At 63.5% G+C, this 22949-nt stretch carries 19 protein-coding genes and 1 riboswitch; of the genes, 6 read left to right on the top strand and 13 right to left on the bottom strand.

Annotated features, from left to right (window positions below):
* Window positions 1-76 precede the first annotated feature (76 nt).
* From PM2_RS12315 to asd, 3 genes are read left to right on the top strand one after another with little or no spacing between them, the layout of a single operon-like run.
* Window positions 77-1612 (top strand): HDOD domain-containing protein, encoded by a 1536-nt coding sequence (locus PM2_RS12315; RefSeq protein ID WP_016712330.1) that lies wholly within the window; start codon window positions 77-79, stop codon window positions 1610-1612.
* A gap of 44 nt (window positions 1613-1656) precedes the next feature.
* On the top strand, window positions 1657-2466 hold the full coding sequence (locus PM2_RS12310) for a rhodanese-like domain-containing protein (protein ID WP_028698487.1): 810 nt from the start codon (window positions 1657-1659) through the stop codon (window positions 2464-2466).
* Between the two features lie 9 nt (window positions 2467-2475).
* Entirely contained in the window at window positions 2476-3339 is an 864-nt protein-coding gene (asd, locus tag PM2_RS12305; RefSeq protein ID WP_016712332.1) for an archaetidylserine decarboxylase, read from the top strand.
* Window positions 3340-3412: 73 nt separating this feature from the next.
* On the opposite strand, the gene serB is transcribed toward asd, so the two are convergent.
* Complete coding sequence (gene serB, locus PM2_RS12300) at window positions 3413-4627, bottom strand: phosphoserine phosphatase SerB (protein ID WP_016712333.1); 1215 nt, start codon at window positions 4625-4627, stop codon at window positions 3413-3415.
* A 134-nt stretch (window positions 4628-4761) separates the two neighbouring features.
* Between serB and PM2_RS12295 the strand changes: the two genes are divergently transcribed.
* Window positions 4762-6222, top strand: a complete 1461-nt coding sequence (locus PM2_RS12295) for an AhpA/YtjB family protein (RefSeq protein WP_028698486.1) — start codon at window positions 4762-4764, stop codon at window positions 6220-6222.
* 115 nt (window positions 6223-6337) lie between these two features.
* Here PM2_RS12295 and PM2_RS12290 read toward each other — a convergent pair whose 3' ends face one another.
* The 9 genes from PM2_RS12290 to PM2_RS12250 all read right to left on the bottom strand — a co-directional run bounded on the left by PM2_RS12290 (window position 6338) and on the right by PM2_RS12250 (window position 15542).
* Window positions 6338-7048, bottom strand: coding sequence for a PqiC family protein (locus tag PM2_RS12290; RefSeq protein ID WP_028698485.1), 711 nt, complete (start codon window positions 7046-7048; stop codon window positions 6338-6340).
* A gap of 172 nt (window positions 7049-7220) precedes the next feature.
* Window positions 7221-9479, bottom strand: coding sequence for a DNA topoisomerase IV subunit A (parC, locus tag PM2_RS12285; RefSeq protein ID WP_016712337.1), 2259 nt, complete (start codon window positions 9477-9479; stop codon window positions 7221-7223).
* Window positions 9480-9489: 10 nt separating this feature from the next.
* Window positions 9490-10008, bottom strand: a complete 519-nt coding sequence (locus PM2_RS12280) for a retropepsin-like aspartic protease family protein (RefSeq protein WP_019097697.1) — start codon at window positions 10006-10008, stop codon at window positions 9490-9492.
* Window positions 10005-10991, bottom strand: coding sequence for an esterase-like activity of phytase family protein (locus PM2_RS12275; RefSeq protein ID WP_028698484.1), 987 nt, complete (start codon window positions 10989-10991; stop codon window positions 10005-10007). The genes PM2_RS12280 and PM2_RS12275 overlap by 4 nt, the downstream gene beginning before the upstream one ends.
* The gene (parE, locus tag PM2_RS12270; protein WP_016712340.1) at window positions 10988-12892 is read right to left on the bottom strand and encodes a DNA topoisomerase IV subunit B; all 1905 of its coding nucleotides are present in this window, start codon (window positions 12890-12892) and stop codon (window positions 10988-10990) included. The genes PM2_RS12275 and parE overlap by 4 nt, the downstream gene beginning before the upstream one ends.
* Window positions 12893-12927: 35 nt before the next feature.
* Window positions 12928-13536 carry a YqiA/YcfP family alpha/beta fold hydrolase gene (locus tag PM2_RS12265; RefSeq protein ID WP_016712341.1) on the bottom strand — a complete coding sequence of 203 codons (609 nt, stop codon included), beginning with the start codon at window positions 13534-13536 and terminating at the stop codon, window positions 12928-12930.
* A 146-nt stretch (window positions 13537-13682) separates the two neighbouring features.
* Complete coding sequence (cpdA, locus tag PM2_RS12260) at window positions 13683-14480, bottom strand: 3',5'-cyclic-AMP phosphodiesterase (protein ID WP_028698483.1); 798 nt, start codon at window positions 14478-14480, stop codon at window positions 13683-13685.
* A 1-nt stretch (window position 14481) separates the two neighbouring features.
* The gene (locus PM2_RS12255; protein WP_016501905.1) at window positions 14482-14934 is read right to left on the bottom strand and encodes a DUF1249 domain-containing protein; all 453 of its coding nucleotides are present in this window, start codon (window positions 14932-14934) and stop codon (window positions 14482-14484) included.
* On the bottom strand, window positions 14925-15542 hold the full coding sequence (locus PM2_RS12250; protein WP_016712343.1) for an NUDIX domain-containing protein: 618 nt from the start codon (window positions 15540-15542) through the stop codon (window positions 14925-14927). Before PM2_RS12250 ends, PM2_RS12255 begins: the two co-directional genes overlap by 10 nt.
* A 196-nt stretch (window positions 15543-15738) precedes the next feature.
* Here PM2_RS12250 and PM2_RS12245 point away from each other — a divergent pair, with 196 nt between their 5' ends.
* Window positions 15739-16485, top strand: coding sequence for an RsiV family protein (locus PM2_RS12245; RefSeq protein ID WP_016712344.1), 747 nt, complete (start codon window positions 15739-15741; stop codon window positions 16483-16485).
* On the opposite strand, the gene cytX is transcribed toward PM2_RS12245, so the two are convergent.
* Both cytX and thiC read right to left on the bottom strand, forming a co-directional pair.
* Window positions 16454-17737, bottom strand: a complete 1284-nt coding sequence (gene cytX / locus PM2_RS12240) for a putative hydroxymethylpyrimidine transporter CytX (protein WP_016712345.1) — start codon at window positions 17735-17737, stop codon at window positions 16454-16456. The two genes, PM2_RS12245 and cytX, sit on opposite strands and share 32 nt — an antisense overlap.
* Before the next feature lie 149 nt (window positions 17738-17886).
* Complete coding sequence (gene thiC / locus PM2_RS12235) at window positions 17887-19767, bottom strand: phosphomethylpyrimidine synthase ThiC (protein ID WP_016712346.1); 1881 nt, start codon at window positions 19765-19767, stop codon at window positions 17887-17889.
* Window positions 19768-19921: 154 nt separating this feature from the next.
* A riboswitch (TPP riboswitch) is annotated at window positions 19922-20028 on the bottom strand.
* 160 nt (window positions 20029-20188) lie between these two features.
* On the opposite strand from thiC, the gene PM2_RS12230 reads away from it, so the two are divergent.
* On the top strand, window positions 20189-21625 hold the full coding sequence (locus PM2_RS12230) for a TolC family outer membrane protein (RefSeq protein WP_016712347.1): 1437 nt from the start codon (window positions 20189-20191) through the stop codon (window positions 21623-21625).
* A gap of 52 nt (window positions 21626-21677) precedes the next feature.
* Here PM2_RS12230 and waaA read toward each other — a convergent pair whose 3' ends face one another.
* On the bottom strand, window positions 21678-22949 hold the full coding sequence (waaA, locus tag PM2_RS12225; RefSeq protein WP_016712348.1) for a lipid IV(A) 3-deoxy-D-manno-octulosonic acid transferase: 1272 nt from the start codon (window positions 22947-22949) through the stop codon (window positions 21678-21680).

Genomic DNA, 22949 nt, shown 5'->3' with positions numbered 1-22949 from the left:
CTTCTTCTACTTATCGGCAGAACTGCGCCAGACTATAGCCACTCAATGCGAAAAGCCAGTTCGGACTGATGTCAAAATGCCAATTGAAACCAAGGTGCCCGCTCAGGCCCCACGTACGCTAGAGGCCTGGGTAAAGCTGCTAGAGAGTGTTCGCATCCCCGTGCCGAAGCACAGCTACGACCGGGTCATGGCTGCCATCCACGATAGCCGCCGCTCGCTGCGCGATATCGCCGAACTGATGCAGGATAGCCCGGCACTGGTGCTGTCGGTGATGCGCGAAGCCAATCACCCCACCAATGCCAGCCAGGCAGAGCCTGCCGAAAGCCTGGAAGTCGCCCTTAATCGCCTGGGCCTGGAGCGCAGTGAGCAACTGCTCAAGCGCCTGCCCTCGGTGCCCGTCGAAGAAATCCCACCCGTACTCAGCCAGTTCCAGCTGATCAGCCAGCACGCCTCGCAACAGGCCAGCGGCCTGTTCGCCAGCCGCCTGGCACGGCTGTGGCAGGAGATTCACTGGGGCAGCCTGCTGTTCCTGTCGCCACTCTGGCCGCTGGCGTTGGCCTACCCCAAACTGCTCGACACCTGGGAGCTACGGGTTATCCACAAGGGCGAAGACGCCGCCCATGTCGAGGAAGAACTGTTTGGCGTACGGATCCTGGCGCTGTGCCAGACCATGGCCGAGTACTGGCGCCTGCCGCAGTGGGTAACCCAGGGTTACCGCCTGCTGCTGGAAGAGCGCGAGCAACTGGCTCAGGTGCTGAGTATCGCCCGCGACGAAGACCTGCTCAGCCAGCAACACCGCCTGGACGCCGAGCCCGGCCTGCGCCGCTGGTTCAACCAACCGGCCAACACCGTGCTGCTGGCCAACAACCTGGCCCTGGCAGCACAAGTTGGCTGGGACAACCCGCACCTGCTGCGCTGGCAGCTGCTGACTGCGCTGTACCTGCAAACCTCGCTGGAAGATGTGCAGCAGCAAGTGCACCAACAGGCCGCCGCCAGTGCCCGCCGCCACGCCCGGCACGCGTTGTTCCACCCGGCAGAGGCGTTGATCTGGCCCTGGCACCAGCGCCGCCCGCACCCGGATATGCTCGCCCCGCCGCCGCCCAGCAGCGACGACCTGGCACGCTGGCGCAAGCTGTGCCAGCACCTGCTGGCCCAGCCTAGCCCGTTCACCAACACCGTACACTTGGCCACCCAGGCCCTCGAAGCCCTGCAGGCCTGCGGCATGCAACGCATCCTGCTGCTGAGCCTGGACAAAGCCAGCGACTACCTGCGCGTGCAGCAACTTGCCGGCCTGCCCAAGGAGGCTGGCGCCATGGCCCTACAAGTGTCGCAGAACAAACTGCTGCAAAAGCTGCTGGCCCAGGCAGGGCAATTGCGCATCACCCCGGAAAACCACACCCAGTTCTCGGCACTGTTACCCGCGCCCCTGCGTGCACTGTTCCGCAGCGAGCATGTGCTGCTACGCTCGCTGGCGGTGAACGACCAGGTGCTGATGCTGATGGTGGCCGACCAAGGCTGCCGGCCTTTGGCCGACATCAGCGTGCAGGCCTTCGGCAAGACCGCGCAATGTACCGAGCGGGCGCTGTCGGTGTTTGCCAACCGCAAGGGCTGAGCCTTGCGCTACAATCGCCCCTCTTTCCACACTGGAGACCGTGGATGACTGACTTTTCCGGCCTGCCCCTGGTGATCGAAGCCGCGGACCTGCTGCCACGCCTGGATTCGCCCCAGCTGATCCTGGTCGACCTGAGCAGCGCCAACCGCTATGTCAGCGGGCATATCCCCGGCGCACGCTTTGTCGAAGGCAAGCGTACCCAGCTTGGCCAGCCTCCTGCGCCCGGCCTGCTGCCTGCGCTGGGTGACCTGGAAAAACTGTTCAGCGAACTCGGCCACCGCAACGACGCCGTGTATGTGGTGTATGACGATGAAGGCGGCGGCTGGGCCGGGCGTTTCATCTGGCTGCTCGACGTGATCGGCCATAAGCATTACCACTACCTCAATGGCGGCATCCAGGCCTGGCCAGCAGACAAGCTGACCACCAAAGTGCCCGCCAACGGCAACACTCCGGTGCACCTGCGTATCGACAACGCGCCCACCGCCACCCGCGAGTACCTGCAAAGCCGCCTGGGCGCCGATGACCTGGTCATCTGGGACGCGCGCGGCCCGCAGGAATTCAACGGCGAGAAAGTGCTGGCAGCCAAGGGTGGCCATATCCCCGGTGCGATCAACTTCGAGTGGACCGCCGGCATGGATCTCAACGACCACCTGCGCATTCGCAAGGACATCAAAGAAGTCCTCGAGCACCTGGGCATCACCCCTGACAAGGAAGTGATCACCCACTGCCAGACCCATCGCCGCTCCGGTTTCACTTATCTGGTGGCCAAGGCCCTCGGCTACCCACGCGTCAAGGCCTATGCCGGCTCGTGGAGCGAATGGGGCAACCACCCGGACACGCCTGTAGACGTTTAAGGAACCTGCATGAAATCCCGTCTGTTCATCATCAGCCAGTACCTGCTGCCGCACCACCTGCTGTCGCGGTTGGCCGGCTGCGTTGCCGAGTGCCGCGCGCGCTGGTTCAAGAACGCCTTCACCGCCTGGTTCGCCAAGCGCTACCAGGTCAACATGTCCGAAGCCCTGGTCGAGGACTTGAGCGCCTACGAGCACTTCAATGCGTTCTTCACCCGCGCCCTGAAACCGGGTGCGCGCCCGCTGGACGAAACACCAGGTGCCATCCTGTGCCCGGCCGACGGTGCTGTCAGCCAGCTCGGCCCGATCGAGCATGGCCGCATCTTCCAGGCCAAGGGCCACGGCTTCAGCGCGCAAGAGCTGCTGGGCGGTGATCCGGCCATGGCCGCGCCGTTCATGGGCGGCGAGTTCGCCACCATCTACCTGTCGCCCAAGGATTACCACCGCGTGCACATGCCGCTGGCCGGCACCCTGCGCGAAATGGTCTACGTGCCGGGCCGTCTGTTCTCGGTCAACCAGACCACCGCAGAGAACGTTCCCGAGCTGTTCGCCCGCAACGAGCGCGTGGTCTGCCTGTTCGACACCGAACGCGGGCCGATGGCCGTGGTGTTGGTGGGTGCAATGATCGTGGCCTCGATCGAGACCGTGTGGGCCGGGCTGGTAACGCCACCCAAGCGTGAACTGAAGACTTTCCGTTACGACGAAGCCAGTCGTGCGCCGATCCACCTGGAGAAAGGTGCCGAGCTGGGCCGCTTCAAGCTGGGCTCGACCGCCATCGTGCTGTTCGGACCAGAGCAGGTGAAATGGGCTGAAAACCTGGGCGCTGGTTCCGCAGTGCGCATGGGGCAACTGTTGGCAGAGCCTGCACAGGCTTGACTCAAGCCGCATGAAAAAGGCCCTGCATGAGCAGGGCCTTTTTATTGGGGCTTTGCAGCCCCAGACTCCCAGGTCAACCGCGGGCGTCGCGGTCGCGCAGGCCCAGCAGGTACAGCACACCATCCAGCCCCAAGGTGGAGATGGCCTGCTTGGCCGACTGGCGCACCAGGGGCTTGGCGCGGAACGCCACGCCCAACCCGGCCAACGACAGCATTGGCAGGTCGTTGGCACCGTCACCCACGGCAATGGTCTGCTCCAGCTGCAAACCTTCTTCACTGGCCAGCTTCTGCAACAGCTCGGCCTTACGCTGGGCATCGACGATCGGCTCGACCGCCACGCCGGTCACCTTGCCGTCGACCACTTCCAGTTCGTTCGCGAATACGTAGTCGATACCCAGACGCGCCTGCACCTGGCGGGCAAAGTAGGTAAAGCCACCCGACAGGATCGCAGTCTTGTAACCCAGGCGCTTGAGTTCTGCGAACAGGTTTTCGGCGCCCTCGGTCAGGCGCAGCGAAGCCCCGATTTCGTCCAGCACGCCCACATCCAGGCCCTTGAGCAGCGCCATGCGCTCCTTGAAACTGGCGCGGAAGTCCAGCTCGCCGCGCATGGCACGCTCGGTGATGGCCGCCACCTGCTCACCCACGCCGGCCGCCTTGGCCAACTCATCGATGACTTCGGCCTCGATCAGCGTGGAGTCCATGTCGAACACCGCCAGACGGCGGTTGCGACGGAACAGGTCGTCCTTCTGGAAGGCGATGTCGACGCTCAGCGCTTCAGCCAGGGCGAAGAAGTCAGCCCGCAGGGCCTGGGCGTCACTCGGCACGCCACGCACGGAAATCTCGATGGCCGCCTTGCCCTTTTCGGTTTCGGCGTCCAGCGCTACCCGGGCCGACAGGCGTTCGATGCGCTCGATGGTCAGGCCGTACTCGCTGATCACCGCACTCACACGCTGCAATTGCTCTGGGGTGATCTTGCGGCTGAGCAGGGTCACGATGTGGCGCGCTTCACCCTGGCCGTCGGCCCAGTGCTGGTAGTCTGCCTCGGAAATCGGCGTGTAGCGGGCCTGCAAATTCAGCTCGTGAGCCTTGGCCTGCACGCTTTGCAGCAGCGCGGTAGCCACTTCGTTGTCCGGGATATCGACCAGAATGCCGAACGACAAGGTGCCGTGCATGACCGCCAGGCCGATGTCGAGGATGCTCACACCGCCCTGCAGCAGGACGCCGGTGATAGCCGCAGTGAGACCGGGACGGTCCTCACCGGTGATGTTGATCAGGACGATTTCGCGCACAACCTGGCTCCGACTTCGATGAAAAATGCGCATTCTACCGATTTTCCGTGACCATCGGGCGCCAACGATACTTTGCCGACAAAACCCGGGTCGCTATACTCCCCCCACTTTCATGCCATTAAGAGCCGAGCTCAGTGAACCGGCCCACGCCCGTCAAACCAGACAACTTCTTCCTGATGATCTATCGTGCCCTGAGTCAACGTCGCGTGCCGCTGGCACTGCGCATCGCCTGCACCAACATCTTCCTGGTGGCGCTGGCGCTGGTGATCTACGCCTGCGTCATGGGCCTGCAGTTCAAGCAGGCCATGCATGAGCAGGCCGATGCCTTGGGCCAGAGCCTGACCACCCAGACGGCCACGTCGGCAACCGAGCTGCTGGTGTCAAACGACATCCTCAGCCTCAACGTGCTGCTGGGTAATCTGGTGAAAAACCCGCTGGTGGCCCATGCGGCGATCTACAGTGTGGACAACCGTATCCTCGCCGAAGCCGGCCAGCGCCCGCGCAACAGCCTGCTGGGTGAGGCCGAGGGCTTGTACCAGACCAAGATCACCTTCCAGGACGTCACTGCCGGGCAACTGCGCATAAGCCTGGACATGAGCCAGTTCCAGCAGCCGATGCTGATCAGCCTGCAGAGCATGGGCATCCTTGCCGCTATCCTGCTGGTGCTCGCCTTGACCCTGAGCCTGCGCCAGGGCCGTTTCATTACCCTGCCGCTGCTGCAGTTGCGGGTATGGCTACGCGACCCGCAACCCTACACCCCGGCCACCGACCGTCAGGACGAGATCGGCGATATCGCCCGCCAGCTGCATGCGCGCCTGGCCCCACCGCCACCGCCAGAGCCCGAGCTGGAGGAAGAGGACGATGCGCAATACGACGACCTGCACGAGGCTTCACCGGCCCCCAAGGCCGCGCCACGCGCCAAGGTTGCCGCGGTGGAAGACGAGGATGACGACGATGCCTTCGCCGGCCTGCTGGACGACGACAGTGCGCCCAAGGCCGCTGCAGTGGTGGAGTCTGACGAACCGCAGTACAGCGCCGTCCTTGCCGTGCAACTGGGCTCGCAGGAGCAGTTGCGCCGCTTGCCACGCACACGCCTCACCGAGCTGACCGAACGCTACCGCGATTGCCTGGAGCACGCGGCTTCGCTCTACGACGGTGAAACCCACACGCTGAACGATGGCAGCACCCTGGTGCTGTTCCACAGCCGCGAGTGCGGCGAAGACTACCTGACCAATGCCATCTGCTGCGGCGAGCTGTTGCGCGCCCTGGGCCACGCCCTGCAGATTGAAGTGGCCGACAGCGGCATCACACTGCAGCTACAGCTGGGCCTGGCTCTGGGCAACGACCTGCAAGGGCTGGAGATGGTGGACCTGCTCATGGCCGAAAAGGCCCAGGATGCCCTGGCGCTGTCGCAGCACAGCCGCAACCTGTTGCTGGTGGAGCGGCAAATCAGCGATGACGCGCTGATTCGCCAGCGTGCGCGTATTCGCCCGATTGCCAGCCCTGAGGGTGCCTGCTGCGTGGAGCGCTTGATGGAGCCTTACCCGTCGATGCTGGAGCGGCAGTTGGCGCGGATGCACGAACGCAGGGCCTGATACCGAGGTGGCCTCTTCGCGGGTAAACCCGCGAAGAGGCCAGCACTGATAGCGAAAAACAGCAGATATGAAAAAGCCCGCAAATATGCGGGCTTTTTTGTAGCTGGCGGCTTGATCAGAACCGATAAACTTCCATATCGGTACGAATCGGCGAAGCCATCGGGATCTTGGACTTCTCCGGCGTCTTCTTCACTTGCACCGGCGCTGCAGGCTTTTTAGGCGATTCTTCGGCAATTGCCGGCTGGTTGGCCAGTGGCTTCACCGCCGCGCTCAGCTGCTCAGCCAGCTTTTGCAGCAGTTGGCCCTGGGCCTGCACCTGCGACGACTCGCTACCCTCGTGCGGCTGCTCAAGGTGAATGATGCGGTTGTCACGCACATGGCCACGGCGGTCCAGCAGACGCCATTGGGCATCGAGAATGGCCGGCTGGTTTTTGCCCGAGTCCAGGCGGGTGATCGACAACAGCACTTGTACATCCGGGCTGAAACCAGCGGTTGCCGGAGCCAACACCACGCGCTGGCTGTCCAGGCGCCAGGCAAGCTGACGCACCAGCAGTTGGTCGATATCCGACGAAAGGCTGCCCGCCCAGCGACCGTCGGTCGCTGCGCTCAGGCTGCCATCGGCCTGACGTTGCAGGAACGTCTCGCGCTGCAGGTAATCGGCAACCGATACCGGGCCGAGTACCACGGCCATGCCTGCGCTTTGCGAAGGCTGGCCAGGATCACCACTGTCGAGCTGGTACAGGGCAACCGGCTGATGCATGGTGCACCCGCCAAGGCCCAGCAGGCCAGTCATCAACAGCGCAAATGGAAGGCGCAGAAATTTCATCATCCCATCCAGGCGGTCGCCTTCAGGCACACCGCAGTGATACATATAGATTCAAACGGGCACACGACTACGTCGGCACCGCAAGGGCCATATCATCCGCGAAATAACCGTCCGACTCCAGCATTTCTGCCCGGAACGGCGCTGAAATTGCCGTTCCAGACATTTCTACCGGTTAAGCCGGTACTTCCACCTGCAACCCATCGACGCGCTGGAAGCCGCGTGGCAGCTTGCTGCCCCGCCGTCCGCGCTCGCCCTTGTAATGCTCCAGGTCGTCCGCTTTCAGAGATAGGGTACGCTTGCCGGCTTGCAATACAAGGGTTGCACCTTCGGGAATCACGGCCAGATCGGTGACAAATTCTTCACGGCTGGCCACCCGGTCGCCCGGCACGCCAATGATCTTGTTGCCCTTGCCTTTACCCAGCTGCGGCAAGTCGCTGACCTTGAATACCAACAAGCGGCCCTCGGTGGTGACTGCCGCCAGCCAGTCCTGCTCGCGGTCGGCCACCGGGCGCGGGGTCATGACCTTGGCGCCGTTGGGCAGGCTGAGCAAGCCCTTGCCGGCCTTGTTCTTGGCCTGCAAGTCTTCGCCCTTGACCACAAAGCCGTAACCGGCATCCGATGCCACCACATAAAGTGCATCGTCATCAGGCAGCAGCACGCATTCGAAAGTCGCCCCCGGTGGCGGCGTCAGGCGACCCGTCAACGGCTCGCCCTGGCCACGCGCCGAGGGCAGGCTGTGAGCGGCCAGCGAGTAGCTGCGGCCGGTGGAGTCGATCAGCACGGCAAACTGGTTGGAACGCCCGGCCGCAGCGGCCTTGAAGCCGTCGCCGGCCTTGTAGGAAAGGCCGGTAGCGTCGATATCGTGGCCTTTGGCACAACGCACCCAGCCCTTCTCCGACAGCACCACGGTAACCGGCTCGGTCGGCATCAGTTCGTTTTCCGACAGTGCCTTGGCTTCGGCGCGCTCGACAATCGGCGAGCGGCGGTCGTCGCCGTAGGTTTCGGCATCCTTGATCAGTTCGCTACGCACCAGCTTGCGCAGTTTGGCCTCGCTACCCAGCAAGGCCTGCAGCTTGGCTTGCTCCTTCAGCAGCTCGTCCTGCTCGCCGCGGATCTTCATCTCTTCAAGGCGTGCCAGCTGCCGCAGGCGGGTCTCGAGGATGTAGTCAGCCTGAATCTCGGTCAGCTCGAAGCGCTCGATCAGCGCCTGCTTGGGGTGCTCTTCGGTACGGATGATATGGATCACTTCATCCAGGTTGAGGAACGCGGTGAGCAAACCGTCCAACAGGTGCAGACGCTTCTCGACCTTGTCCAGGCGGTGCTGCAAGCGGCGGCGAACCGTGTTGGTACGGAACTCCAGCCACTCCACCAGGATGGCACGCAGGTTCTTCAACTGCGGCCGACCGTCGAGGCCGATGATGTTCACGTTCACCCGGTAGCTGCTTTCCAGGTCGGTGGTGGCGAACAGGTGCTGCATCAGCTCGTCGGCATCCACGCGGTTGGACCGTGGGATGATGACGATACGGCACGGGTTCTCGTGGTCCGACTCGTCACGCAGGTCGGCGACCATCGGCAGCTTCTTGGCCTGCATCTGCGCGGCGATCTGCTCCAGCACCTTGGCCCCGGAAACCTGATGCGGCAGCGCGGTGACGACGATATCGCCATCTTCGACGCGGTACACGGCACGCATACGGATCGAGCCACGGCCGCTCTCGTACATTTTGAGGATTTCCGCCCGAGGCGTGACAATCTCGGCCTCTGTCGGGTAGTCCGGCCCCTGAATGTGCTCGCACAGCTGCTCGATGGTGGCCTTTGGCTCGTCGAGCAGGCGCACACAGGCGCTGGCCACTTCACGCAGGTTGTGCGGCGGTACGTCGGTGGCCATCCCCACGGCGATACCGGTGGTGCCGTTGAGCAGGATGTTGGGCAGGCGCGCGGGCAGCACGGCCGGCTCCTGCAGAGTGCCGTCAAAGTTCGGCACCCAGTCGACGGTGCCCTGGCCGACTTCACTCAGCAGCACTTCGGCGTAGCGCGACAAGCGCGCCTCGGTGTAACGCATGGCGGCGAACGACTTCGGATCGTCCGGCGCCCCCCAGTTGCCCTGGCCGTCGACCAGGGTGTAGCGGTAGCTGAACGGCTGCGCCATCAGCACCATGGCCTCGTAGCAGGCCGAGTCGCCGTGGGGGTGGAACTTACCGAGCACGTCACCGACGGTACGCGCCGACTTCTTGTGCTTGGCATCGGCATCAAGCCCCAACTCGCTCATGGCGTAGACGATGCGTCGCTGCACCGGCTTCAAGCCGTCGCCGATATGCGGCAAGGCGCGGTCCATGATCACGTACATGGAATAGTTGAGGTAGGCCTGTTCGGTGAAGTCAGCCAGCGAGCGGCGTTCTACGCCGTCCAGGCTGAGTTCCAGTGAGTCGCTCATGCGGGCCTCGTCATTTCAGGTTCTGGCGCAGTAGCATGGTGCCGCCGCGCTGGGTAAATTCAAGTTGTTTCAGGGCACTCATGCCCAGCAATACAGTTGGCCCGTCCAGGCCTGGCACCACGATTGCGCGTACGCCCTGCAGGCGGATGTCGCCCAGTTGCAGGCTGGCCAGGCGTGTGCGGTAGCCCTCGGTGCGCCCGTTGGCGGTGCTGAGCAGGACCGGGCTGCCCCGCTCCAGGTTCAGGTCCCGGGCCAATGCCTCGGGGATGGCCACGTCGGTAGCGCCGGTGTCGAGCATGAAATGCACGACCTGGCCATTGATGGCACCATCCACCACGAAATGGCCCTGGCCATTGCTCAACAGCCGCACCTCGATAAAGCCTTCGCCATGCTCGGACTGCACCTGGGTATTGGGGTTACGCTGGCTGTCTTCCCACTGGCCGAAAAAACGCGTAGCAAGAAACAGTGCCGCCGCCCAGGCGACAACCATCAGCACCCTGCCCGCGCGCTTGCCCGGCGTCTGGCTCATGGCTTGGCGCTCCAGCCGCCTTCCGGCGCATCGAAGCGCCAGACGATCGGGCGGGTTTCGCCATCGGCACGGGCACCGTTGTTGTTGTCCAGGCCAATCCAAGCGCCCTTGGCATCGATTACCAGCGCTTCAGCCAGTCCGAACGGTTGTGCGTAGCGGCGCGACTCCACCAGGGCATCTGCTGCAAACGACCAGCAGCGCTCGACCTTGCCGCTATCGACATCACGCCGGCACACCCGGTAGGCGTTGCGTTCGAGCGTAAACAGCTTGCCCTCGAACCAGGCCAGGTCGGAAAAATCACGCGAAAGCGCTCGGGCATCGGGCATTTGCGCCGGCTGCATCTCGACCCCGGCCTCGCTCAACAGCACACAGCTGCGCCCGCAAGTCCATACCGATTGCTGGCGTTCGATGGCTACCAGGCCACGCCGTTCGCGCTCGGCGGCCAGCCACAGGCGGTCGCCCGCCGGGTTGATAGCCAAGCCTTCGAACAGTGCATTGAAGTTCAACAGCATGCCGCTGGCGCGGGCCTGGCGAACCATGGCCGGGTCGATTTTCAACCAGTCCGGTTCGCCGTCCACGGGCAACTGCAAAACGGCGGCATGGGCTTCACTGGCCAGGTAGAGGTTACCCGCCTGATCACAGGTGATGCCCTCGAAGTCCAGCTCGCCTCCGCGAATGTACGACGCCGCCCAGTTGCGCGACTTCAGACCCCACGGCAGCCCGCTTTCCGGTGGCGATGGCGGGGTAAAGGTCAGCGGTTGTGCGCGCCAGGTCGGGTTTTGCTGGTCAAAGCGGTAGATACGGTCGTCGTCGCGATCGGACACGCCCCACAGCCCGCCCCGGCATTCCACCAGGCCCGAAAGGTTGCCACCGCGCATGCCTTCGACCGGGTGTTCGGCACTGAGCTTCAGCTCCGGCCAGTTGCCCGCCAGGCTTGGCAGGGCAACCAGCGCAAGGCAAACGGCAAGAAACTGCCGAATCAAACCATGACCTCAGCCAGGTTGCCTTTGGTTTCCAGCCAGCTCTTGCGGTCGCCGGCGCGCTTCTTGGCCAGCAGCTTGTCCATCAGCTCGCAGGTGGCCTGCACGTCATCCAGGGTCAACTGCACCAGGCGCCGGGTGTTCGGGTCCATGGTGGTTTCGCGCAGCTGTGGCGGGTTCATCTCGCCCAGGCCCTTGAAGCGGGTGACCTGCGGCTTGCCGCGCTTCTTCTCGGCCACCAGGCGATCGAGGATGCCGTCACGCTCGGCTTCGTCGAGGGCGTAGTAGATTTCCTTGCCCAGGTCGATGCGGTACAGCGGCGGCATGGCCACATACACGTGCCCGGCCTCGACCAGCGCCCGGAAGTGCTGAACGAACAGCGCGCACAGCAACGTGGCAATGTGCAGGCCGTCAGAGTCGGCGTCGGCGAGGATGCAGATTTTGCCGTAGCGCAGCTGCGCAAGGTCGGTGGCACCGGGGTCAACGCCAATGGCCACGGCAATGTTATGCACCTCCTGGCTGGCCAGGACTTCGCCACCGTCCACTTCCCAGGTGTTGAGGATCTTGCCGCGCAGCGGCAGGATCGCCTGGAACTCCTTGTCCCGCGCCTGCTTGGCCGAGCCACCGGCCGAGTCACCCTCGACCAGGAACAGCTCTGCACGCATCGGGTCCTGGCCGGCACAATCGGCCAGCTTGCCGGGCAATGCCGGGCCCTGAGTGATGCGCTTGCGCTCGACCTTCTTGCTGGCCTTGAGGCGACGTCCGGCATTGCTGATGGCCAGCTCGGCCAGCTGCATGCCCAGCTCGGGGTGGGCGTTGAGCCACAGGCTGAAGGCGTCCTTGACCACGCCGGAAACGAACGCTGCCGCTTCACGCGAAGACAGACGCTCTTTGGTCTGCCCGGAGAACTGCGGGTCCTGCATCTTCATCGACAGCACGAAGGTGATGCGTTCCCAGACGTCTTCCGGTGCCAGCTTCACCCCACGCGGCAGCAGGTTGCGGAACTCGCAGAACTCGCGCATGGCATCCAGCAGCCCCTGGCGCAGGCCGTTGACGTGGGTACCGCCCTGGGCGGTCGGAATCAGGTTGACATAGCTTTCCTGGATGCTGTCGCCGCCCTCTGGCAACCACAACAAGGCCCAGTCAACGGCTTCCTTGTTACCGGCCAAGCTGCCGCAGAACGGCTCGTCGGGCAGGCGCTGGAACTCGTTGACCGAATCGACCAGGTAAGAGCGCAAGCCGTCCTCATAGTGCCACTCGACCTTTTCGCCGCTGGCCTTGTCCTCGAAGCTGACCAGCAGGCCCGGGCACAGCACGGCCTTGGCCTTGAGCACATGCTTGAGGCGGCTGATGGAGAACTTGGGCGAATCGAAGTACTTCGGGTCAGGGCTGAAGTAGACGCTGGTGCCGGTGTTGCGCTTGCCGACCGAACCGACCACCTCCAGCTCGCTGGCCTTGAAGCCATCGGCAAAGGTCATCTGGTATTCGTTGCCGTCGCGCTTGACGCGCACACGCACCTGGGTCGACAGGGCATTGACCACCGAAATACCCACACCGTGCAAACCACCGGAGAACTGGTAGTTCTTGTTGGAGAACTTGCCGCCGGCGTGCAGCTTGGTGAGGATCAGCTCGACCCCGGACACACCCTCTTCCGGGTGGATGTCCACGGGCATGCCGCGGCCATCGTCGCTGACTTCCAGCGAGTGGTCGGCATGCAGGATGACCTGCACCGAGCGGGCGTGGCCAGCCAGGGCTTCGTCGACACTGTTGTCGATGACTTCCTGGGCCAGGTGGTTGGGGCGGCTGGTATCGGTGTACATGCCCGGCCGCTTGCGGACCGGGTCAAGGCCCGAGAGGACTTCGATGGCGTCTGCGTTATAGGCGCTAGCGCTGGGATTGGCCATAGGGTCTCTTCGTCAGTCTGGTGAATGCAAAAAAGTCAAAATACAGAAAAGTCGAGCGCCGCATACTGCCCGCGGGCAATGCCGGCGAAGGCCAGCAGTGCCGGCAGGTGCTGGGCGAAGCCCTGGAAGCTGTGGTCGCCACCGGCCTGGATGCGCAGGGCACATGCACGGTAATAGTGCTCGGCGTGGCGATAGTCCAGGGTTTCATCGGCGGTCTGCAGCCACACTTGGTAGCGGCTGGCATCGACCGGGGCCGGTACTTCCAGCTCGGCCAGGGCCTTCACGTGATCGTGTGTCAGCTCCCAGGTTTCACCACTGTAATGATTGCGCTGGGTGCCCAGGTAACCGTCGAAATGCTTGTGCGGGGTTACCGCCGGGTTGACCAGCAGTGCTTTAAGGCCATAGCGCTCGGCCAGATGGGTGGCATAGTAGCCGCCGAGCGAGCTGCCCACCAGTAATGGCGCACCGAGTTCTGCGATAGCCGCTTCGAGCTGGGCGATGGCCTGGCGCGGGTGGTGGTGCAAGGCAGGCACGCGTAGCTGGGCCGACAGCCCCAGTTGCTGCATCACGGCTTCGAGCTGGCGCGCCTTGGTGGAAAGCGGCGAGCTGTTGAAGCCATGGATATAGAGGATGGAACCCGACATGCTGCCCCCGGAAACTGTGGCGTTGCGCCTGATGATGCGGGCGCAGGGACGCGCAGTGTAGCGCGTTCGCCGGGTTTTGACGCAGTGTCACGGGTTTCGCAACAATTTCTTCAAGAGAGCCGGGGCCGCTCCGCGCCCCAAGTTCTTCAATATCCTGGACTATCGAAATCGAGAGCAACCTTGAAATCCAGCGCCCGCTCCACCCCGGTCTCCAGCCGCCCATCAGCATGCAGGCGCAACCAGCGGTAACCAGGCGGCTCTTCGCTCACCTGGAAATCCTCACTGCGCGCCGCGAACTGAATGCAGGTCGACGGCGTAGCCAGCAGGCGCCGGCCATCGCGTACTTCATCCCATTCCTGATGCACATGCCCCCACAGCAACGCCCGCACCTGTGGATAAGCCTCGACGATATCGAACAGTGCCTGGGCGTTGCGCAAGCCGATCGGCGCGATCCAGGCGCAGCCGATGTCTACCGGCTGATGGTGGAAACACACCAGGCAATGGCGCTCGCCCGCCCCTTTCAGCGCGGCTTGCAGCACGGCCAGCTGGTCATCCTCCAGCAGGCCATGTGTCGCGCCATGCACTGCCGTGTTGAGCATGACAATACGCCAGGCGCCGATATCGGTTACCGCCTGCAGCAGCTCCGGGGCCACTTCGGCCATGACCCGGGCTTCGTCATGGTTGCCCGGCAACCAGCGGGTGGGCACGGCAAATGGCGCGGTCAGCTCACGAAACGCTTCATAAGAGGCAACACTGGCATCCTGGGACAGGTCGCCCGTACACAGCAGCAAGTCGACAAGCGGTTGCTCACGCTGCACCTGGGCCACCACATGGCCCAGGCTGTCACGGGTTTTAAGGCCCAACATGCTGCCGGCCGGATCGGCGAAAAGGTGAGCGTCGGTCAGTTGCACCACATGCACAGGGCGCGTCAGGTCTGGCTGCATGTCAGCGAACACTTGCCAGTTCGTGACCGCAAGCCAGGCAATGGCTCAACCATTCACCGAGGAACAGGTTGAGCTGGGCCTTTTCGTCCGGCTGATGCATGGCCTCGTTAGGGTACGGATAGATGCTGCGCAGGCGCCGCGTGTGTTCGGCACTGACCACTTCGGCCATGCGCGCATCGTGGTACACCTGCACTTCCAGGTGCGGCACAGGCAGCCACGGCAGGCTGTGCTCTTGGCGTACATGCAGGGTGGTGGTGTACGGGCAGGCCAGCACCACGTCGAGCACCAGCACACCGAGCATCTGGTCACCCTGGGTCATGCCGATACGGCGCGAGCTCTGGGTGGTGCGCATGTCGGGCAACAGGCGCATCAGCCGGGCGTAGTTGGCCTCGCAGGCTGCCTGCAGCCCGACCAGATCGACTCGATAGCGCTCGCGCAGCAAATTCACTTCCACATACCTCGTACTTCGTCGCGGTTCAGCGCCAGCCATTGCAGGCCGATGATGGTCGCCGCGTTGCAGATACGCCCGTCGCGCACGGCCTGCAAGGCGTCCTCGAACGACCACACGCGCACGCGAATGTCTTCGCCCTCTTCTTCCAGACCATGAAGGCCGCCCGCCCCCTCGCTGCTACACCGGCCAAGGAACAGATGAACGTATTCGTCACTGCCGCCGGGCGACGGGAAGTAGCGGGTCATCGGCCACAGTGCAGTGAACGTCAGGCCAGCTTCTTCTTCGGCTTCGCGGTGAGCGACTTCTTCGGGTTGTTCGTCCTTGTCGATCAGCCCGGCGACCATCTCGATCAGCCAGGGGTTATCGATCTTGCCCATGGCGCCAACGCGAAACTGCTCGATCAGCACCACTTCATCACGCAACGGGTCGTAAGGCAGTACACACACTGCATCGTGGCGCACGAACAGTTCGCGGCTGATCTCGCGGCCCATGCCTCCGGCAAACAGCTCGTGGCGCAGGTGCACCTTGTCGAGCTTGTAGAAGCCCTGGAAACAGTTGGCCCGCTTGACGATCTCGACCGCCTTGGGCACCGAATTCAATGTGTCTGACATGGAAATCCTCGTTGCTACATCAACCGCCTGGTTACTGCATCGCGCCATCCTACTCTGCACGCCTGCCGGTTTCATCCCTTTCCGCCAACCGCTGGCGCACTCGGGACAGCAGGTCTTCACTCTGTTAGCTTAGTGGCGAACTGAAGGCCGCGCAGACGGTCAAAGGCCGACTTTTCCCTGTTCTGCAAGGATCATCATGACACTTGTCAAACTGACTTCCGTGGCTGTGCTGGCACTCGCTCTGGGCGCCTGCCAGAGCCTGTTCACGCCCAACTACCGGGCCCCGCTCGAGGTCAAGCGCGACGCCTGGGAGCACGTGAAACCCGGCTGCAGCGAAAGCGACTGCCCGTTGGTGAACATCGACATGGTCCACTTCCCGGCCTTGCCAAAGCTGGACGCCATCGTCGAAAAACGCCTGCTGCAACTTACCGAAGACAATCAGCATGGCACCGCGCCGAGCACCCTGCAGGCCTACGAGCAGCAATACCTGGCCAGTGCCGACAAACGTAACAGCAGCTACCTGCAAGCCAAAGTACGCGAGCAGCATGACGGGCTGGTGATCATCGAATTGTCCAGCTACCTGGACAGCGGTGGCGCCCACGGCATGCCGGGGCGTGGCTTCATCAACTATTCGCGAAAGCTGGACAAGGTGCTGACCCTGCAGGACATGCTGGTGCCCGGCCAGGAAGACACCTTCTGGAAAACCGTCGAGGAGTCGCACCGGGCCTGGCTGATGAGCGTGGGCATGGACAAGGACGCCGAGTTCGTCAAAACCTGGCCGTTCAAGAAATCGCCGCACATCGCCCTGACGTACGGCGCAGTCGTGGTCAAGTATGAGGTCTACGCCATCGCGCCCTATTCCATGGGCCACGTGGAGCTGAAGATCCCCTACCCACGCCTGAATGGCGTGCTCAAGCCTGAACTGTTTCCCGGCCGCGGCTGAGGCTCAGCAGCCCGTGCAGTAGCCCTGCCAGCACCAGTGCCGGCAGGGTCGCCCCGAAGTCCGGCGCCTGTGTAGCGATGACATGGTAAGCCGCCACCCCCACCACCCAGGCCAGCAGCGCCTGCCAGTGCAAACCACCCACCTGGGCCGGCAGGCGACGGCGACGCACCACGTAGTGGTCCATCAGCACCACGCCGAACAGCGGCGCGAACACCGAGCCGATCAGTAGCAGGAAGTTCTCGTACTGGGCCAGCGGCGCCAGCAAAGCGATCAGGGTGCACAGCACGCCAATGGCCAAGGCCAGGTGCTCGACCTTCACCGGCACCAGCACACCGGTGGACACGGCCGCCGAATGGATGTCGGCAAAGGCCTTTTCCGACTCGTCCAGCAAAATCAGCAACAGCGGAATACCCATGCCGGCGGCCGCCAGGGCCAGCAGCAGGGCATTGACCTCGCCATTGGCAGCGAAGGCCAGGGTGTAAGCCACGCCCAGGCTCATCAGCCAGGTGTTGCCGATAAAGTAGCCCACCACCGTACCGCCAAATACATGCTTGCCGTTGCGGGCGAAGCGCGAGTAGTCGGCGATCAGCGGGAGCCACGACAGGGGCATGGCAATGACGATGTCGAAGCCCACCGCCAGCGACATCGAGCCGTCCCCGGCGCGGTTCCACAGATCAGCCAGGTCAGCTTTGGCGAACAGGTTCCAGGTCAGCCAGACGCAAGCACCCAGCAGCAACCAGATACCCCAGGCGCGCAGTACCTTGCGCACGAAGGCCAGTGGCCCGCTCACTGCCAGCAAGGTGGCCAGGGCACCGAAGCACAGGGTCCAAAGCATCGGGCTGTTCCAGGCACTGCCTTCGCCGAAGGCGCGCGCGCCCAGCAGGCTGGCAGCATCGCGCATGACAATGATCTCGAACGCGCCCCAGCCGACCAGTTGCAGCAGGTTGAGCAGCGCCGGCAGGCGCGCGCCGTGGCCGCCCAGGCTGAGTTTCAGGGTGCCCATGGCCGACAGGCCGGTGTCGCTGCCGATCACACCGGCAGCCCCCAGCAACAGCACGCCCACGCCGGTGCCCAGTGCGATGGCCAGCACTGCGCCCGCCAGGCCCAGACCGGGGGCCAGCATGGCGCCGACCTGCAGCACCATCAGGCCGATGCCGAGGGAGAACCACAGCGAGAACAGGTCGCGGGCACCGAAGATGCGCTGGTGGGGGGGGATCGGGTGGTCGGGGGAAAATTGGCTGGGGGTGGTCATTGTTATGTTCGCCAGAAGGATTGATAGGGTTTCGCCGACCCACTGAGGGAGCGGGCTTGCCCCGCGAAGGCGTCAGGCCTGCCAAACGCGTTGGCGCAGCTGACGCGTTCGCGGGACAAGCCCGCTCCCACAGTGGAGAAACGGCGCTTTTACACTTTGTGGTACAGCTGGCTGCCTTCCTGGCGGAACCGCTCGGCCTGCTCGCGCATGCCTTCTTCGACCGACACGTCCACGGTCTCGATCCTGGCGGCGTATTCACGCACTTCCTGGGTGATCTTCATCGAGCAGAACTTCGGCCCGCACATCGAGCAGAAGTGCGCGACCTTGGCCGATTCCTTCGGCAGGGTCTCGTCGTGGAAGGCACGGGCAGTGTCCGGGTCCAGGCCCAGGTTGAACTGGTCTTCCCAACGGAACTCGAAACGCGCCTTGGACAAGGCGTTGTCACGAATCTGCGCGCCGGGGTGGCCCTTGGCAAGGTCGGCGGCGTGCGCGGCGATCTTGTAGGTGATGATGCCGGTTTTCACGTCGTCCTTGTTCGGCAGGCCCAGGTGCTCCTTGGGCGTGACGTAGCAAAGCATGGCGCAACCGAACCAGCCGATCATCGCCGCACCAATGCCCGACGTGATGTGGTCGTAACCCGGTGCAATGTCGGTGGTCAGCGGGCCGAGGGTGTAGAACGGCGCCTCGTCGCAGCACTCCAGCTGCTTGTCCATGTTCTCCTTGATCAACTGCATCGGTACATGGCCAGGGCCTTCGATCATGCACTGCACGTCGTGCTTCCAGGCGATCTTGGTCAGCTCGCCGAGGGTTTCCAGCTCACCGAACTGCGCGGCGTCGTTGGCGTCGGCAATCGAGCCAGGGCGCAGGCCGTCACCCAGCGAGAAGCTGACGTCGTAGGCCTTCATGATTTCGCAGATTTCGTCGAAGTGGGTGTACAGGAAGTTTTCCTTGTGGTGCGCCAGGCACCACTTGGCCATGATCGAGCCACCACGGCTGACGATGCCGGTAACACGTTTGGCGGTCAGCGGCACATAGCGCAGCAGCACGCCGGCGTGGATGGTGAAGTAGTCCACGCCCTGTTCAGCCTGCTCGATCAGGGTGTCGCGGAACAGCTCCCAGGTCAGGTCTTCGGCCACGCCGTTGACCTTTTCCAGCGCCTGGTAGATTGGCACGGTACCGATCGGCACCGGCGAGTTGCGGATGATCCACTCGCGGGTTTCGTGGATGTGCTTGCCGGTGGACAGGTCCATGACCGTGTCCGAACCCCAGCGGATGCCCCAGGTCAGCTTGGCCACTTCTTCCTCGATCGAGGAACCCAGGGCGCTGTTGCCGATGTTGCCGTTGATCTTCACCAGGAAGTTGCGGCCGATGATCATCGGTTCCACTTCCGGGTGGTTGATGTTGGCCGGGATGATCGCGCGGCCACGGGCGATTTCCTGGCGGACGAATTCGGGGGTTATTTCTTTCGGGATGTTGGCGCCGAAGCTGTGGCCGGCGTGCTGCTCTTTCAGCAGGCCGGCGGCGCGGGCCTCTTGCAGCTTCATGTTTTCGCGGATGGCCACGTATTCCATCTCGGCGGTGATGATGCCCTGGCGGGCATAGTGCATCTGCGAGACGTTGGCGCCGGCCTTGGCGCGGCGCGGGTTGCGCACGTGGGCAAAGCGCAGCTTGGCCAGTTCGGCATCGTTCAGGCGCTGCTGGCCGAAATCGGAGCTCAGGCCGTCCAGGCGCTCGGTGTCACCACGGGCGTCGATCCACGCCGAACGCACGTCGGCCAGGCCCTTGCGCACGTCGATGATCACGTTTGGGTCGGTGTACGGGCCAGAGGTGTCGTAGACCAGCACCGGGGCATTGGTTTCGCCACCGAAATCGGTCGGGGTATCGTCCAGGCTGATTTCACGCATGGGCACGCGGATGTCCGGGCGCGAGCCTTCGACATACACCTTGCGCGAACGCGGGAACGGTTGCACGGACTGCTGATCGACTTGTGCCGATTCGCTGAGGTTGATCGCTTTTTCTTGTTTGGTCATCACAGGCTCTCCAGACGGCTTCCTAGCAGTGGAATGTCGGGGTGAACCTGAATGGCGCGGACACACCCATGATGGGTGCAGTGCCGGATATGGGGGTGCCTGAAGCTGCATGCAGCTGCGACATTCCCGGACCTGGCACAAGAGGCTCCCCGGGAAGGCGAGCAATCTTGTTCCCTACGCAGGCGCTAACCTGATCAGGTTCAACGGGATCCGCACCTCTGCGATCTCAGCCTTTGCTTCAAGGCACCCCGACAAGAACATGCGCAGTCTAGACTGGAGTGGTCGGCAAAGCCAAGCGGGTAAATGCGCACTTGATGAAAGGCACACCAGGCGATTGTTGCCGGGGGCGCATGGCACTACACTGGCCCGTCATCCGATACTCAACAGTTCAGTAATTAAATTTCGTACAAGGATTGCCTCTATGCTGCGCAAACTCTCACTGGCGATAGCCGTGTCTTGTGCGTCCAACGGAGTGGTCTGGGCAGCGGACGTGCCCCCGACAGTGAAGACCGACCTGGTCAGCGTCTACCAGGAAGCGGTGGACAACAACGCCGACCTGGCCGCCGCCCGCGCCGATTACGGCGCCCGCCGCGAAGTGGTGCCACAGGCCCGCGCCGGGTTGCTGCCCAACCTGTCGGCTGGCGCCGAGATGATGAACACCCGCACCAAGCTGGACGAGCCCTCTGCCACCACCAACCGCAGCGGCAATACCTGGAGCGCCACCCTGGCGCAGCCGATCTTCCGCGCGGACCGCTGGTTCCAGCTGCAGGCTGCCGAAGCGGTCAACGAACAGGCGGCACTGGAGCTGTCGGCCACTGAACAGAACCTGATCCTGCAATCCGCGCAGAGCTACTTCGCCGTGCTGCGCGCTCAGGACAACCTGGCCGCTACCAAAGCCGAAGAAGCTGCCTTCAAGCGCCAGCTCGACCAGTCCAACGAACGTTTCGATGTGGGCCTTTCGGACAAGACCGACGTGCTGCAGTCCCAGGCCAGTTACGACACCGCCCGGGCCAACCGTATCATCGCCGAGCGCCAGGTGCAGGATGCATTCGAAGCGCTGGTCACCCTGACCAACCGCGAATACACCTCGATCCAGGGCGTAGTGCATACCCTGCCGGTACAGGTGCCAACCCCGAACGACGCCAAAGCCTGGGTCGAAACCGCCGGGCGCCAGAACCTCAACCTGCTGGCTACCAACTATGCGGTTTCCGCCGCTGAGGAAACGCTGCGTCAGCGCAAGGCAGGCCATGCACCGACGCTCGATGCGGTGGCCAAATACCAGAAAGGCGACAACGACAGCTTCGGCTTCACCAACCCTGCACCGGCCCCTGTTTCACGCTATAGCGGTGACGTCGAGCAAACCAGCATCGGCCTGCAGCTGAACATCCCGATCTACAGCGGTGGCCTGACCAGCTCGCAAGTACGCGAGGCCTACCAGCGCCTGAGCCAGAGCGAGCAGCAGCGCGAAAGCCTACGCCGCCAGGTGGTGGAAAACACCCGCAACCTGCACCGCGCGGTGAACACCGACGTGGAACAGGTGCAGGCGCGCAAGCAGTCGATTATCTCCAACCAGAGCGCGCTGGAAGCCACTGAAATCGGTTACCAGGTGGGTACCCGCAACATCGTCGACGTGCTCGATGCCCAGCGCCAGCTGTACACCTCGGTGCGGGATTACAACAACAGCCGCTATGACTACATCCTCGACAACCTGAGCCTGAAGCAGGCGGCCGGCACCCTCAGCCCGCAAGACCTGCAGGACCTCAAGCGCTACCTGAAGCCGGACTACAACCCGGACAAGGACTTCCTGCCGCCGGACTTGGCTGCGGCGGCTGCCAAGAACTTTGAGCGCAGGCCTTGATATAGATGCTGGATTCTTCGCGGGTTTACCCGCGAAGAAGGCCACACAAAAATCAGTGGAGGAGCGCGCCCAGCCCATCAAGCAACCGCTGCAATGCCCCCTGATTGGCCCGCATCACCGCCCTGCCCGCCTCGCCCATGCGCTGTGCATCCTGCGGCAACTCGACCAGCCGCCGCACTGCCCCGGCCAGCCCCTCGGCATCGTCCACCTGCTGCAACGCCCCCGCCTCACGCAGCATCGCGCTGATTTCAAGGAAGTTGAACACATGCGGCCCCATCAGCACCGGCAACGCCAATGCTGCCGGCTCCAGCGGGTTGTGCCCACCCGTCGCCACCAGGCTACCACCGACAAAGGCAATGTCGGCCAGCGCATACAGGAACAACAACTCACCCATCGTATCGCCAAGCAATACCTGGGTTTGCGCATCGACGGGCGTGCCAGCAGAGCGCCGCACGGTAGCGAATTGCTCGCTGCACAGCACATGTACCGCATTGAATCGCTCGGGATGGCGCGGCACCAGGATCAGCAACGCATCACCATGCACCTGTAGCAACTGCCGGTGCGCCTGCAAAATCAGCGCATCCTCGCCTTCATGAGTACTGGCCGCAATCCACACCGGGCGCTGCTCAGCCCCCCATTGCGCGCGCAGTGCCTTGGCACGCGGGAGCAGTTGCTCATCAATCTTCAGGTCGAACTTGATCGAACCGGTGACCTGCACGCACTCAGGGCGCGCGCCCAAATCACGGAAGCGCTGGGCCTCGGTTTCGGTCTGCACCGCAATCAGGCTCATCTCCGCCAGCATTGGCCGTGTCAGCTTGGCAAAGCGCCCATAGCCACGGGCCGAGCGCTCGGACAACCGCGCATTGGCCAGCGCCACCGGGATGCCGCGTTTGGCGCACTGGTGAATGTGATTGGGCCACAGCTCGGTTTCCATGATGATGCCCAGCTTCGGCTGCACATGGTCGAGAAAGCGCCCGGCCGCCCAGGGCAGGTCGTAGGGCAGGTAGCAATGCTGCACGCGTGGTTCGTCTGCGAACATGGCGCGAATGCGCTCGGAACCGGTCGGCGTCATGCAGGTAAGCGTGATCGGCAGGCCCGGGTAGGCCTTGAGCAAGGCACGCACCATCGGCGCTGCTGCGATGCTTTCGCCCACCGACACTGCGTGCACCCAAATGCCACCCTGGCGCATGGCCGGCAGCTTGAAGGCAAAGCGCTCGCCGATGCGTTGGCCATAGGCCGACGCCTTGCGTGCGCGCAGGTACAGGCGCAGCGCAACCAACGGCAGGCCCAGGTGAAACAGCAAGGTATAGAGTGTTCTGTTCAT

The sequence above is a fragment of the Pseudomonas monteilii NBRC 103158 = DSM 14164 genome (assembly GCF_000730605.1).
Lineage (GTDB): Bacteria > Pseudomonadota > Gammaproteobacteria > Pseudomonadales > Pseudomonadaceae > Aquipseudomonas > Aquipseudomonas monteilii.
Note: the sequence above shows the minus strand (reverse complement) of the source record. Positions and strands in the feature narration are given on the sequence as shown.

Bases quoted from the DNA above. Each gene is read 5' to 3' on its own strand.
- PM2_RS12280 (WP_019097697.1), bottom strand. From the start codon at position 10,008: ATGAGCCAGACGCCGGGCAAGCGCGCGGGCAGGGTGCTGATGGTTGTC.
- PM2_RS12265 (WP_016712341.1), bottom strand. From the start codon at position 13,536: ATGTCGGGTTCCATCCTCTATATCCATGGCTTCAACAGCTCGCCGCTT.
- PM2_RS12290 (WP_028698485.1), bottom strand. From the start codon at position 7,048: ATGAAATTTCTGCGCCTTCCATTTGCGCTGTTGATGACTGGCCTGCTG.
- waaA (WP_016712348.1), bottom strand. From the start codon at position 22,949: ATGAACAGAACACTCTATACCTTGCTGTTTCACCTGGGCCTGCCGTTG.
- PM2_RS12245 (WP_016712344.1), top strand. From the start codon at position 15,739: ATGACACTTGTCAAACTGACTTCCGTGGCTGTGCTGGCACTCGCTCTG.
- PM2_RS12250 (WP_016712343.1), bottom strand. From the start codon at position 15,542: ATGTCAGACACATTGAATTCGGTGCCCAAGGCGGTCGAGATCGTCAAG.
- cpdA (WP_028698483.1), bottom strand. From the start codon at position 14,480: ATGCAGCCAGACCTGACGCGCCCTGTGCATGTGGTGCAACTGACCGAC.
- parE (WP_016712340.1), bottom strand. From the start codon at position 12,892: ATGGCCAATCCCAGCGCTAGCGCCTATAACGCAGACGCCATCGAAGTC.
- PM2_RS12310 (WP_028698487.1), top strand. From the start codon at position 1,657: ATGACTGACTTTTCCGGCCTGCCCCTGGTGATCGAAGCCGCGGACCTG.
- PM2_RS12315 (WP_016712330.1), top strand. From the start codon at position 77: ATGCCAATTGAAACCAAGGTGCCCGCTCAGGCCCCACGTACGCTAGAG.
- thiC (WP_016712346.1), bottom strand. From the start codon at position 19,767: ATGACCAAACAAGAAAAAGCGATCAACCTCAGCGAATCGGCACAAGTC.
- asd (WP_016712332.1), top strand. From the start codon at position 2,476: ATGAAATCCCGTCTGTTCATCATCAGCCAGTACCTGCTGCCGCACCAC.
- cytX (WP_016712345.1), bottom strand. From the start codon at position 17,737: ATGACCACCCCCAGCCAATTTTCCCCCGACCACCCGATCCCCCCCCAC.
- PM2_RS12230 (WP_016712347.1), top strand. From the start codon at position 20,189: ATGCTGCGCAAACTCTCACTGGCGATAGCCGTGTCTTGTGCGTCCAAC.
- parC (WP_016712337.1), bottom strand. From the start codon at position 9,479: ATGAGCGACTCACTGGAACTCAGCCTGGACGGCGTAGAACGCCGCTCG.